The sequence below is a fragment of the Kluyvera ascorbata ATCC 33433 genome (assembly GCF_000735365.1).
Lineage (GTDB): Bacteria > Pseudomonadota > Gammaproteobacteria > Enterobacterales > Enterobacteriaceae > Kluyvera > Kluyvera ascorbata.
In genome coordinates this window covers 1-13044 of sequence record NZ_JMPL01000035.1, presented here as the reverse complement: position 1 = coordinate 13044, position 13044 = coordinate 1, and the positions used below count along the sequence as shown (strand labels likewise).

Below are 13044 nucleotides of genomic sequence, written 5' to 3'. Positions count from 1 at the left end.
TTCCACTGCTCCTTTATGGGTAAAGCAGTATACCCGTAGGGTTGTGGGGGAAATTTGATGTGTTCGATTTTTTTGTTGTTATGTGCGGTTTATTTATCACTGTAGCTGATGAATTACGTTGTGGAATTAATTAGAGAAATCTTCTCTCCGGCTATTCTGGAAATTACTGAGCAATATTTGTGTCGTGTATCACTTGCGGGTAGACTTCGTGCCCTTGTCTGAAATCGGAGAAAAAAACATGAGCGAGACGGCAACCTGGCAGCCGAGCGCATCCATCCCTAACCTGTTAAAGCGCGCGGCACTGATGGCGGAAATTCGTCGTTTCTTTGCTGACCGTGGAGTACTGGAGGTGGAGACGCCTTGTATGAGCCAGGCAACGGTGACTGACGTACATTTGGTTCCGTTTGAGACTCGCTTTGTTGGCCCAGGACATTCCGACGGAATGAACCTGTATTTGATGACCAGCCCGGAATACCACATGAAGCGCCTGCTGGCGGCTGGTTGTGGCCCGGTGTTCCAGCTTTGCCGTAGCTTCCGCAACGAAGAGATGGGCCGCCACCATAACCCGGAATTCACCATGCTGGAGTGGTATCGCCCGCACTTCGATATGTATCGCCTCATTAACGAGGTGGACGATCTGCTACAGCAGGTACTGGAAACCCAGCCGGCAGAAAGCCTCTCCTACCAGCAGGCTTTCCAGCGCCATCTGGAAATTGACCCGCTGTCGGCGGACAAAACGCAGCTGCGTGAAGCGGCGGCGAAGCTCGATTTGAGCAACGTGGCTGATACCGAAGAAGATAGGGATACGCTGCTGCAGCTGTTGTTTGCCTTTGGCGTAGAGCCGCACATCGGTAAAGATCGCCCGACGTTTGTTTATCACTTCCCGGCAAGCCAGGCGTCGCTGGCGCAGATTAGCGCTGAAGACCACCGCGTGGCTGAACGCTTTGAGGTTTACTTTAAGGGAATTGAACTGGCGAACGGTTTCCACGAGCTGACCGATGCTCGCGAACAGCAGCAGCGTTTCGAACAGGATAACCGTAAACGTGCGGCGCGTGGCCTGCCGCAGCAGCCTATCGATCAAAACCTGCTGGACGCGCTGGCCGCTGGCCTGCCGGACTGTTCCGGCGTGGCGTTGGGCGTTGACCGTCTGATCATGCTGGCGCTGGGGGCGGAAACCTTGTCCGAGGTGCTGGCTTTCAGCGTAGATCGCGCGTAACCCTCTCTTCGTTAAGATAAAATGGCGCTTTATGCGCCATTTTTAGTCATATATTTTCAAATTCCCTCTTAAGGTCACAAGATTCGTCTGGTTATTTGCTATCATCCAGCCAGCAATTTCTCGCGTCGATTTTCCGTTGCCTTGCTCTCGCAAGTATGCCGCGCGGTGCCCTGTCGATGTGTAAAAAAAATGTTCTAAAATAAGGGATGGTCATATGACCCAATCAATTAAAAAGATGAGCCTGATAGGACTCATCCTTATGATATTTACGTCAGTATTTGGCTTTGCTAATAGCCCTTCTGCTTTTTATCTGATGGGCTATAGTGCGATAACCTGGTATATATTTTCCGCGCTTTTATTCTTTATCCCATTCGCCTTAATGATGGCTGAAATGGGTTCGGCGTATCGTAAAGAAGAAGGCGGGATCTATTCCTGGATGAATAATAGCGTGGGCCCACGTTATGCGTTTATCGGCACCTTTATGTGGTTCTCCTCTTATGTGGTCTGGATGGTGAGTACCTCCGCCAAGGTGTGGGTGCCGTTCTCTACCTTCCTGTTTGGCTCTGACATGACGCAGCACTGGGGCGTGGCGGGGCTGCAATCGACGCAGGTTGTGGGTCTGCTGGCCGTTGTCTGGATGGTGCTGGTTACCACGGTGGCCTCTAAGGGGATTAATAAAATCGCCCGCATTACCGCGGTTGGCGGTATTTCGGTAATGTGTCTGAATTTAGTTTTATTGTTAGTGAGTATTGCTATTTTGTTATTAAATGGCGGCCACTTTGCACAACCACTTAATTTCACTACTTCGCCAAACCCAGGTTATCAATCCGGTCTGGCGGTATTATCGTTTGTGGTATTTGCTATTTTCGCCTATGGCGGAATTGAAGCCGTCGGTGGCCTGGTGGATAAAACCGATAAACCAGAAAAGAACTTCGCTAAAGGAATTGTTTTTGCGGCGATTGTTATCTCTATCGGTTATTCGCTGGCGATCTTCCTGTGGGGTGTGAGCACCAACTGGCAGCAGATCCTGAGCGACCGTTCGGTGAACCTCGGCAACATTACCTACGTGCTGATGACCAGCCTGGGCTCAACGCTCGGCAACGCCATGCACCTGTCGCCGGAAGCGTCGGCGACCGTGGGCGTGTGGTTTGCGCGTATCACCGGCCTGTCGATGTTCCTTGCCTACACCGGGGCATTCTTCACTCTGAGCTACTCGCCGCTGAAAGCGATTATTCAAGGTACGCCAAAAGCGCTGTGGCCTGCGTCGATGACCCGCCTGAATGCCAACGGTATGCCGTCCACCGCCATGTGGATGCAGTGCCTGCTGGTGAGTGCGTTCATCCTGCTGGTGTCATTTGGTGGTGATACCGCGTCGGCGTTCTACAACAAACTGACGCTGATGGCGAATGTGTCGATGACCTTGCCGTACCTGTTCCTGGCGCTGGCCTTCCCGTTCTTTAAGGCCAAAATGGATCTCGAACGTCCGTTTGTGATTTTCAAAACCAAAGTCTCAACGCTGCTGGCAACCAGCGTGGTTGTGCTGGTGGTGACCTTCGCCAATATTTTCACCATTATTCAGCCGGTGATTGAAGCAGGGGACTGGAGCAGTGCAATGTGGATGATTGGCGGGCCGATCTTCTTCTCGCTGCTGGCGATGGCGATTTATGAAAACTATCATCGCCGCGTTAACCGTCAGCCGGTACTGGTGGCAGAGTAAACCTGCGGTAGCCCGGCCGAACGTAGTGACGCCGGGATTTCCCCGGAGTCGGTGCTAGCGCACCTCGTCCGGGCTACTCAGATATTAAAGACTTCCCGGCTGGCGTTTACCTGCGGAGGTCAGCGTTCTTCCCGTTTTCCGCCCATCCAGGGTCTCCAGACGCATCTGGAACGGTGGGAACGGCATATCGATACCGTGCTGGCGGAAGCCCGCCAGAATCAACTGGTGCAATTCATGGCGCAGCGGCATACGGTGACCCATCTCGGCGGCGTAGATACGCAGCTCGAAAATCTGAATCCCTTGCTGTAAATCGACAAGGAACGCTTCCGGTGCCGGGTTATCAATCACCAGCGAGCAACGGTGTGCGGCGGTTAACAGGATCTGCGCCACCTCTTCGCTGTTGGCGTCTGACGGCGCAGGAATGCTTAACACCACGCGCGTAACCGAATCCGACAGCGACCAGTTGATGAACTGCTCGGTGATAAAAGCCTTGTTCGGCACGATAATCTCTTTGCGGTCCCAGTCACTGATGGTGGTGGCGCGGGTGTTGATTTTGGTCACGCTACCGGTCAGGTCGCGGATGGTGACCGTATCGCCGATACGAATCGGCTTCTCAAACAGAATAATCAGGCCGGAGATGAAGTTGGCGAAAATCTCCTGCAAACCAAAGCCGAGACCGACACCGAGTGCGGCGACCAGCCATTGCAGCTTCGACCATTCAATACCAATCATCGAGAATCCAACCAGCCCGCCTATCAGCAGCAGCAGATATTTGGTGATGGTGGTGATGGCATAGCCGGTACCCGGCGTTAAATCCAGGTGTTGCAGAATGGCCAGTTCCAGCAGCGCGGGCAGGTTGCGCACCAACTGGGTGGTGATGATCAGCACCAGAATCGCGATCAGCACCGCGCCGAGGGTAATTGGCTCAATGCTTTCAACGCCCTGTACCGTTGAGGTGACGTCCCACAGCGAAATATTCTCAAGGAAGCCAAACGCTGAGTGAATTTCCGACCACAGGATAATCACCGACACCAGCGCAATCAGCATCAGAATCGAGCGCACCAGGCGTAGCGACTGCTCGCTGATGGTATCGAGGTTGACTTCGCTCACCTCCTGCTCGACAGACCCTTCCAGACTGCTGGCGTGCGCTTCTTCCTCGCCACGGGCGCGATGCGCCAGCATTTCGGCACGTTTATGCTTGGCGCGGTCAAAGGCCAGACGGCGGCGCTGAATCAGCATCCAGCGGCGGATGACGTGGTAAATCACTAACAGCAGGAACCAGATAGCGACCGAAGTTTCCAGACGCGCCAGCAGCGCCTGCGAGGTGGCAAGATAGCCCACCGCCGCGGTGAAAATCGCCAGCAGCGGCGCACCAATCATCAGGTTCCACAGCAGCAGGTTAACGCGGTTTTCACCGCTGCCGCTTTTATCGAGATAGAGCGGGATCCCCGCGCGTTTCAGGCTCACCGTTACCATCGCCAGCGCGCCGCAGATCAGGATAAAGCACAGCCTGCCGAGCGAAGCGGAGAACTCGCGGTCGTTGAGATTATCGAACATGATCAGCGCCATAATCAGCGGCACGATAAGCCCGATGCTCATCAGGTAGTAGCGCATTGCGCGCGCCACGCGGTGCTGCGGCCAGCCAAAGTGAACGATAAACAGACCGTTGGTGCGGGCGAACGCCGCGCAAATCATCACCACCCACAGCAGTGGTACGGTGGCGGTGACGCCATCACCGACGGCGACGGCGAGCGGGAAGGGCCAGGCTTCCTGTAAACCGTAGCCAAGCGTTGCCCACAGTACCGGCAGCGGTGAGGCGACCAGGATTGACCAGAAGACCGTGCGTAGCGTCAGCCAGAAGTGATCCTGGGTGACCTTGCCCACACGGGCGCTGGAACGCTCCAGGAAGCGCGTGAAGTGCTTACGTGAGCTGATGCTGAAGCCAACCAGCAGCAGGGCACCAAACAGCGGGAACAGCGTCTGACGGCTGGTAAGCATCATCATGCTGGCTTTGCCGAGCTGGCTGAACGTGTCGAGCGAAATCAGGCGGCGCAGGTCCTGCACAATTTCTAGCGGCCAGCTGAAGTCGATAGGCCGCACGTCGGAGGTCCAGAACAGGTAGCGGTGGGTGGCTTCGTTGACCTCTTTCAGCGCATCTTCCAACTGGCTGTTGGAAACTTTCAGCTTGGTCAGCTCGAGGATAAGCGTATCGCCGCCCTGCAGCAGCGAATTCAGCAGTTCGCGCTGGGTACGAAGCTGGGCTTCAAGAATACGGTTCTCTTCGCTGGTGAGCGGCTGGCCGTCGGCCTGGCGAATCTGGCGTAGCTGCGGCTGCTTGTTCAGCAGGTCTTCATAGCGCAGACGATGCACGCGCAGCTGGGCCATTTCGGTATCAAGCTGCTGTGGCTTTGGCATCTCCGGCAGACGAGCGACCTGCGCGCGCAGCGCTTCACCGAGCAGATTCGATGAGCCCAGCCACTGTGACTGCTCGCGCAGCGTATTCAGGGCTTGGCGCACCTGCAGCGTCTGATTGGCCGCCTGACGCTGCTGCGAGGCAACCAAATCCATACGCTGAGCCTGCTGGTTCAGCGCCTGAGAAAGTTCTCGGTTAATCTTAAACTGGTCAACGATACCCGCTGGCAGGTTTTCGCTGTTTTCCGCCAGCAGCTCGGTGCTTTCCAGCGCGCGTTCCGCTTCACGCTGGCGCTGGCTATTGAGCTGGTTTCGCAGGGCTTGCAGATACGCATCCAATTGCTCACTTTGCTTTTGTGCGAGCTCTGAGCGCATACGCGCCAGTTCCTGGCGGTTATTGGCAGAGAGCTGTGCCAGCTCCAGTTCATCAACCAGCGCTTTGAGTTTGCTGGAATCAGCCTGCAAATTGAGGTTTTGTGCCTGCGCCAGCGGCGTATTGCCTGCTTGTGTGCCGATTCGACGCTCCACGTCGTTTAACTGTCGGCGTGCGTCGGTCTGCTGCTGGGGAAGCTGGTTCAGGGAGTCCGCGATATCGCGGGCGCGCTCTTGTTCCTGTTGAGCAAGGCGGGTTTTTTCCAGCAGTTGGCTGCTAACCTGCAAAATCTCCTGATTCAACGCATCGCTGCTCATGCCTTCAGGCACCTGACGCGGTTCATCGCGCAGGTTGTTGAGCTGATTACGCAACGTCTGGGAGAGTTTGGGGAAGTTATCGATGACCTGCTGGTACTGCGCGGCGCGCTCAAGAGAGCCTTTCTGCTCTTCGAGCGCGGTCAGGGCATTTTGTAACGCTTCGACGGTTTCAGGCTGGGCGGGCTTTGCCGCCTTTGCCTGTTCCAGTTCCTGGGTTATTTGTCGAGCGTTGGGGGCAGTCGCTGCGTACGCCCCCTGGCTGAGGCACCAGGCCATCAGTAAAGTGATAATCAGGCGCACGTCAGACCCTTATTCGTTGTTAACTTTTTTCTTGCGTGTTGTCAGCCTTTGGGGCGACATCCTGCTCTACGACCGGTTCAACAACCGCTTCGGCCTGTGGTTCAGCAACGGGTTCAACAACCGGCTCAACTACTACAGGCTCAACTACTACAGGTTCAACTGCAGGTTCAACAACCGGCGCAGCCTCAGGTTCGACAACGGCCTCGGTGGAAACGGCCAGCGGCTCGCCAAGCTTAGTCACGGACAGATTTTTCAGCTGCTCCATCAGCGTCACTTTACCCGCGGCAAACAGGTTGATTACCGTTGAGCCCAGCTTGAAGCGGCCCATTTCCTGGCCTTTCAGCAATGCTACTGAGCCCTCTTGATCGCCCGCCGGGTAGGTCCAGCGCTTAATTACACCTTCGCGCGGTGGCGTGATGGTACCCGCCCAGACGGTTTCGATACTACCCACGATAGTCGCACCCACCAGAATTTGCGCCATTGGGCCGAATTCAGTATCAAACAGACAGATGACGCGTTCGTTACGGGCAAACAGATTGGGTACGTTCTGCGCGGTCAGGTGGTTCACGGAGAACAGGTCACCCGGCACGTAAATCATTTCACGCAGGATACCGTTGCACGGCATATGTACGCGGTGGTAGTCGCGCGGCGACAGATAGGTGGTGGCGAAGCTGCCGTTACGGAACAGATCAGCCATGATGTAGTTACCCGCGAGCAGCGCTTCGAGCGAGTAGTTATGGCCTTTGGCCTGCAGAATTTTGTCGTCTTCAATCGCGCCAAGCTGGCTAATTACGCCGTCGGCCGGCATCACCAGCACGCTTGGGTCGGTGTTGACCGGGCGGGCATCTTCACGCAGCGGACGGACGAAGAAGTCGTTGAAAGTGCGGTAGCTGGCGGTGTCCGGCTTCTGCGCTTCTTTCATATCGACCTTGTAGAACTTCACGAACAGATCGATAACCAGTTTCGTCAGCCATCCCGCTCGTTTGCTCGCACCCCAGCCTGCGAGACGCGTAAGCCACAGTTTAGGCAGAATGTATTGCAGTGAAAGTTTAAACGAGTTTAACAAGGTAGCCTCCAGGCCATTATGTGTCGTTCCTGATCCGACGATCGCGTCGGATCTAAATGAGAAAAGCGGCCGATTCTAGCGATTGTCAGTGAAAATGTCAGTCGGCAAAATCATAGTTCTCATTTATCGGTCTCTGAAAAGTTTTTACGCGTTTTTACCTGCGCCATACTGTCCAGGATGTGGTGATAATTTTCAAAACGTGATTCGGCAATTTTACCGTTATCGACGGCTTCACGGATGGCACAGCCGGGATCGGCATCGTGCTTACAGTCGCGGTATTTGCACAGGCCGAGATAGTCATGGAATTCGACAAATCCATTGGTGACTTGTTCCGGCTCAAGGTGCCACAGACCAAATTCACGGACCCCAGGGGAGTCAATCACGTCGCCGCCGTGCGGGAAATGATACAGGCGCGCGGCGGTGGTGGTGTGTTGGCCAAGGCCCGAGACGTCGGAAACGTCGTTAGTCAGAATGCGGTCGTCGTTCAGCCCCAGCAGGGCGTTAAGCAGGCTCGATTTTCCGACGCCAGACTGCCCGGCAAAGATGCTGATACGGTTGGTCAGCGCCTCTTCCAGCGGTTTTAAGCCGTCCTGGGTATGGCTCGATGCCATCAGAACGCGATAGCCAATATTGCGATAGATATCCATCTGCTCATTGACGAACGCCATGCCGTCTTCGTCCAGCAAGTCTATTTTATTGAGCACCAGCAGTGGTTCAACGTTGAGCGTTTCGCAGGCGACAAGATAGCGGTCGATAATATTCAGCGACAGCTCGGGCAAAATGGCGGAGACGATAACAATCTGGTCGATGTTGGCGGCAATGGGCTTCACGCCGTCATAAAAGTCCGGGCGTGTCAGAACGGAGGTCCGCTCGTGAACGGCTTCAACAATACCTTTGACTCTCACGCCTTCCGCAGCGGCCTTGCCTGGACGCCAGACAACGCGGTCACCGGTGACCAGTGAACGAATGGTGCGACGGATATTGCAGCGGTGGATGTCGCCATCGGCGGACTCCACGTCGGCATGCATACCGAAGCGGCTGATGACGATCCCTTCGGCGGCTTCGCCAAACAGGTTATCGTCGTAATCTGGCTTCTCCGTGGTGGTTGTCAGTCGGCGCTGATGGTTCGCTTTTACGCGGCGCTGCTGCCCCTTGGAGAGTTTATTTTTACTCAATCGTGCTGACTCCTGGTCGCCCATATCGGGCAAAACCTCTATGATACACGCTAATTAATACTAGTTAACCTACCGCGGCAGGTAAGACAGAAGGGTGGAAAATAACATGAGTGCAGATGAAAACAACCTGATTTGGATCGATCTGGAGATGACCGGCCTGAATCCCGAGCACGATCGCATTATTGAAATCGCCACGCTGGTGACTGACGCACAGCTGAATATTCTGGCGGAAGGGCCGACCATTGCCGTTCACCAATCTGACGCGCAGCTGGCGCTGATGGATGACTGGAACGTGCGCACCCACACCGGCAGCGGGCTGGTGGAACGCGTGAAGGCGAGCACCATGGGTGATCGCGAAGCGGAGCTGGCGACGCTGGAATTCTTAAAGCAATGGGTGCCTGAAGGTAAATCACCGATTTGCGGCAACAGTATCGGTCAGGATCGTCGTTTCCTGTTTAAATACATGCCGGAGCTGGAATCCTACTTCCACTATCGCTATCTGGATGTCAGCACGCTTAAAGAGCTGGCGCGTCGCTGGAAACCGGAAATTCTGCCGGGCTTTAAAAAGCAGGGCACTCACCAGGCGATGGATGACATTCGTGAGTCGGTGGCGGAACTGGCCTACTACCGCGAACATTTTATTCAGCTTTAACGTGCTAAAGGGATGAATTGGCGCTAAAATAGTCAACTTGCCGATTTATCCAGCACTTGAACGGTTTTTTTAAAAAATCGCTTCAGGGGGGGTTGCAGGGGGAAAGAATTCTCGTATAATGCGCCTCCCGTAACGAAGCAGAAATGCGAATTACGACAGCAACAAAAATTGCCAGATTTTGCGGGAATAGCTCAGTTGGTAGAGCACGACCTTGCCAAGGTCGGGGTCGCGAGTTCGAGTCTCGTTTCCCGCTCCAAATTTTCTTCCAAAACAAAAATACTTCCACAATGCATCAAGCCATTGAGGTTGTTTTTTTCGTTTCTGAAATACTCTTGTAAACAGAGTTATCCACAGGCTGTTATCTCGTTCTTCGCGTGCTAATGTTTTCTGGATTTTTACACTTTTTGTCAACTTACTGAAATATAACGAGATATATCATTTCAAAATGTTAGCAAGATCGCTTGACGAACTTTGGCGTGTTGAAACGCAATGTCTTTTTATTTTTACTCACAGGCTGTGAATATATCACGCATCGCGCGGTAGCCCTTTTTCCACCACTCTCACCAGACGCTGTTTCTTCGGCAACTGCACTTCAACCACATGCTCATTTCGACGTGTAATTTGCTGCGCAATCGCCCATTCAATGTGTTCATCGAGAAGTGGGTGCTCACCCCGGCGACTCTCCAGCGCGTTTAGCGTAGCGTCGCTCCACGGTGCGTTACCCAGCGCAACGGCAATATTTCGCAGCCAGCGCAGGTGGCCGATACGGCGAATGGCCGAACCTTCTGTCACCTTCAGGAAATGCGCTTCATTCCAGGCGAACAGCTCGATAAGTTCAGGCGCATGCAGCGCTTTGCGCGGACTAAAGTCGGCTTCATCGGTCAATTGTGAGAAGCGATTCCACGGGCAGATTAGCTGGCAGTCGTCGCAGCCGTATATACGATTGCCCAATAGTGGACGAAATTCTTCCGGAATGGCGCCTTCGAGCTCGATAGTCAGATAAGAAATACAGCGGCGGGCGTCGACAGTATAAGGTTCGACAATCGCGCCGGTAGGGCAGATGGTCATGCAGGCCACGCAGCGCCCGCACTCTTCGGCTACCGGTTGATCGATGGGCAGAGGGATATCAACCAGCAGCTCACCGAGGAAAAAGAACGATCCAGCGTCGCGGTTGAGGATAAGCGAGTGCTTCCCCGTCCAGCCAATCCCGGCTTTTTCCGCTAGCGGACGCTCAAGAATAGGCGCAGAGTCGACAAACGGTCTAAAATTCAGCGAGACACACTGTTCCTGAATCATTTCGCCGAGCTTTTTAAGGCGGTTACGCAACAGCTTATGATAATCACGCCCCAGGGCATAACGGCTGACGTAACCTAGCTCGGGATTTTTCAGCGTGCTGGCAAAGGCCGCATTGGCGGGAAGATAGTTCATGCGAACGCTGAGGACCCGGAGCGTACCGGGCTGCAGTTCGTGTGGACGCGCGCGCATCATACCGTGACGCGCCATCCATTCCATCTCGCCGTGGTATTGTTTATCCAGCCATGCCTGCAGTTTGGGCTCGGAGGCGCTGAGATCGGTATCGGTAATGCCGACCTGCTGAAAACCCAGTTCGGCGCCCCATTGTTTGATTTGTTGCGCTAATTGATTGAGATCGAGGGGCTGTGACATGACGGACCATACATTGACGAGTAACCCCCAAAGTATACCACACTCCATTTGGCCTGCGGATGACCTGCGTCGCGCTGAAAAAGCGGCGGCGCAGAGCCTTGGGCTTTCCCTTTACACGCTAATGCAGCGTGCGGGCGAAGCGGCGTTTAAGCTCGCGCGTGCCGCATATCCTTCCACCCGCCACTGGATTGTTCTGTGCGGTCACGGCAATAACGGCGGCGATGGCTACGAGGTCGCGCGTCTGGCGCAGGCTGCCGGTATTCAGGTGACGCTGCTGGCAATCGCCAGCGATAAGCCGCTGCCGGAAGAAGCGCAGGCTGCTCGTGAGGCGTGGCACGCGGCGGGCGGCGAGATTTATCCGGAAGATGCGGATTGGCCACAGGATGCAGACCTGATTATCGATGGCCTGCTCGGCACTGGACTACAAAGCGCGCCGCGCGAGAACGTCGCGAACCTGATTGTGCGAGCTAACGCCTTCCCGGCACCGGTTGTCGCGCTGGATATTCCCTCCGGGCTGAACGCCCAGACGGGCACGACGCCCGGCGCGGTTATTCAGGCTGCTCACACCATCACCTTTATCGCCCTCAAGCCCGGTTTGCTGACCGGCAAGGCGCGTGACGTTGTCGGGCATCTACATCATGATGCGCTGGGGCTTGAGCCCTGGCTGGCAACCCAGCACACAAATATTCATCGGTTTGATGCTTCGCAGCTAGGACAGTGGTTCACTCCGCGTCGTCCCACCTCGCACAAAGGCGATCACGGCCGCCTGGTGGTAATCGGTGGCGATCACGGTACCGCTGGGGCGATTCGTATGACCGGCGAAGCGGCGCTGCGAGCCGGTGCGGGGCTGGTACGCGTATTAACCCGCGCTGAAAACGTTGCGCCGATTATTACCGCTAGGCCTGAGCTGATGGTGCATGAACTAACGCCGCAGACGCTCGATGAAGCGCTTGAATGGGCAGATGTCGTGGTGATTGGCCCCGGTCTGGGGCAGGCCGAATGGGGCAAACAGGCGCTGCGGAAAATCGACAATTTCCGTAAACCAACTCTCTGGGATGCCGATGCGCTGAACCTGCTGGCAATCAATCCGGATAAACGTCACAATCGCGTGATCACGCCACACCCCGGTGAAGCCGCACGGCTGCTCAATTGTCGGGTGGCAGATATCGAGCACGATCGCTTACTTTCTGCGCAACGTCTGGTAAAACGGTACGGCGGCGCGGTGGTGCTGAAAGGCGCCGGTACGGTCGTGGCAGATGAGCAGGGCGCGATCGGAATTATTGATGCGGGAAATGCCGGCATGGCCAGCGGCGGAATGGGTGATGTGCTTTCGGGCATCATCGGCGCATTGCTGGGGCAGGCATTATCGCCGTATGATGCAGCGTGCGCAGGGTGTATCGCCCACGGTGCCGCCGCCGATGAACTGGCGGCGCGCTATGGCACCCGCGGTATGCTCGCGACAGACCTCTTTTCCACGCTACGGCGTGTTGTTAACCCGGATGTGATTGACGTAAACCATGACTAATCGAGTGATTCCTTTATCTGACGAGCAGGCAACCCTGGACCTTGGCAACCGAGTGGCGAAGGCCTGCGTCGGCGCAACCGCCATCTATCTGTACGGCGATTTGGGTGCCGGGAAAACCACCTTTAGCCGTGGATTCCTGCAGGCGTTAGGTCATAACGGCAACGTCAAAAGCCCAACTTATACCCTGGTCGAGCCTTATCAGCTCGCCGACCTGATGGTTTATCACTTTGATCTGTACCGCCTTGCCGATCCCGAGGAGCTCGAATTTATGGGGATCCGCGATTACTTTGCTAACGATGCCATTTGCCTGGTGGAATGGCCGCAACAGGGCGCAGGTGTTCTGCCCGAGCCGGATATCGAAATACACTTAGATTACCAGGCGCAAGGGCGTGAGGCGCGCATTAGCGCGGTCTCCTCATTAGGTGAGTCTCTGCTGGCGCGGTTTGCCGGTTAATTTAAGGGATCCCAGGATGATTTTTCGCGCAAAAGGGTGGTTAATGGCCGCACTGATGCTGGTCGGCGTACCGGCAATGGCGGCAAGTTTGTCCGATATTCAGGTGGCGAACGGTGAAACGCAGGCGCGGATCACGTTCAGCTTTATGGGCGATCCGGAGTATAGCTTTAGC

At 55.3% G+C, this 13044-nt stretch carries 9 protein-coding genes, 1 tRNA gene and 1 pseudogene; 7 read left to right on the top strand and 4 right to left on the bottom strand.

Annotation, left to right across the window (positions count from 1 at the left end; genetic code table 11):
• The first annotated feature begins 238 nt into the window (after positions 1 to 238).
• Together epmA and yjeM are read left to right on the top strand one after the other, a co-directional pair.
• Positions 239 to 1216: an elongation factor P--(R)-beta-lysine ligase gene (gene epmA / locus GKAS_RS10685; RefSeq protein ID WP_035894220.1), complete on the top strand. Its 978-nt coding sequence runs from the start codon at positions 239 to 241 to the stop codon at positions 1214 to 1216.
• A 214-nt stretch (positions 1217 to 1430) separates the two neighbouring features.
• Positions 1431 to 2933: a glutamate/gamma-aminobutyrate family transporter YjeM gene (gene yjeM, locus GKAS_RS10680; RefSeq protein WP_035894219.1), complete on the top strand. Its 1503-nt coding sequence runs from the start codon at positions 1431 to 1433 to the stop codon at positions 2931 to 2933.
• An 84-nt stretch (positions 2934 to 3017) separates the two neighbouring features.
• Here yjeM and mscM read toward each other — a convergent pair whose 3' ends face one another.
• From mscM to rsgA, 3 genes are all read right to left on the bottom strand, one after another.
• A complete protein-coding gene (mscM, locus tag GKAS_RS10675; protein WP_035894218.1) occupies positions 3018 to 6335 on the bottom strand; it encodes a miniconductance mechanosensitive channel MscM in 3318 nt (1105 codons plus the stop codon).
• A gap of 19 nt (positions 6336 to 6354) precedes the next feature.
• Entirely contained in the window at positions 6355 to 7401 is a 1047-nt protein-coding gene (gene asd / locus GKAS_RS10670; protein WP_072011382.1) for an archaetidylserine decarboxylase, read from the bottom strand.
• 119 nt (positions 7402 to 7520) lie between these two features.
• Positions 7521 to 8576: a small ribosomal subunit biogenesis GTPase RsgA gene (gene rsgA, locus GKAS_RS10665; RefSeq protein ID WP_035894217.1), complete on the bottom strand. Its 1056-nt coding sequence runs from the start codon at positions 8574 to 8576 to the stop codon at positions 7521 to 7523.
• A 106-nt stretch (positions 8577 to 8682) separates the two neighbouring features.
• Between rsgA and orn the strand changes: the two genes are divergently transcribed.
• Complete coding sequence (gene orn / locus GKAS_RS10660) at positions 8683 to 9228, top strand: oligoribonuclease (RefSeq protein WP_035894216.1); 546 nt, start codon at positions 8683 to 8685, stop codon at positions 9226 to 9228.
• Positions 9229 to 9408: 180 nt separating this feature from the next.
• Positions 9409 to 9484: transfer RNA gene (locus tag GKAS_RS10655), tRNA-Gly, on the top strand.
• Between the two features lie 269 nt (positions 9485 to 9753).
• Here GKAS_RS10655 and queG read toward each other — a convergent pair.
• Positions 9754 to 10893 carry a tRNA epoxyqueuosine(34) reductase QueG gene (gene queG / locus GKAS_RS10650; RefSeq protein ID WP_035894215.1) on the bottom strand — a complete coding sequence of 380 codons (1140 nt, stop codon included), beginning with the start codon at positions 10891 to 10893 and terminating at the stop codon, positions 9754 to 9756.
• Here queG and nnr point away from each other — a divergent pair.
• From nnr to GKAS_RS25280, 3 genes and pseudogenes are all read left to right on the top strand, one after another.
• Positions 10892 to 12418: a bifunctional ADP-dependent NAD(P)H-hydrate dehydratase/NAD(P)H-hydrate epimerase gene (nnr, locus tag GKAS_RS10645; protein WP_035894214.1), complete on the top strand. Its 1527-nt coding sequence runs from the start codon at positions 10892 to 10894 to the stop codon at positions 12416 to 12418. The genes queG and nnr overlap by 2 nt on opposite strands.
• On the top strand, positions 12411 to 12872 hold the full coding sequence (tsaE, locus tag GKAS_RS10640) for a tRNA (adenosine(37)-N6)-threonylcarbamoyltransferase complex ATPase subunit type 1 TsaE (protein WP_035894213.1): 462 nt from the start codon (positions 12411 to 12413) through the stop codon (positions 12870 to 12872). Before nnr ends, tsaE begins: the two co-directional genes overlap by 8 nt.
• A 16-nt stretch (positions 12873 to 12888) precedes the next feature.
• Positions 12889 to 13044 (top strand): annotated as a pseudogene (locus tag GKAS_RS25280) (N-acetylmuramoyl-L-alanine amidase AmiB); the annotation flags it as partial.

Coding starts and splice junctions, on each gene's coding strand:
- tsaE (WP_035894213.1), top strand. CDS start 12,411: ATGACTAATCGAGTGATTCCTTTATCTGACGAGCAGGCAACCCTGGAC.
- epmA (WP_035894220.1), top strand. CDS start 239: ATGAGCGAGACGGCAACCTGGCAGCCGAGCGCATCCATCCCTAACCTG.
- orn (WP_035894216.1), top strand. CDS start 8,683: ATGAGTGCAGATGAAAACAACCTGATTTGGATCGATCTGGAGATGACC.
- queG (WP_035894215.1), bottom strand. CDS start 10,893: ATGTCACAGCCCCTCGATCTCAATCAATTAGCGCAACAAATCAAACAA.
- yjeM (WP_035894219.1), top strand. CDS start 1,431: ATGACCCAATCAATTAAAAAGATGAGCCTGATAGGACTCATCCTTATG.
- nnr (WP_035894214.1), top strand. CDS start 10,892: ATGACGGACCATACATTGACGAGTAACCCCCAAAGTATACCACACTCC.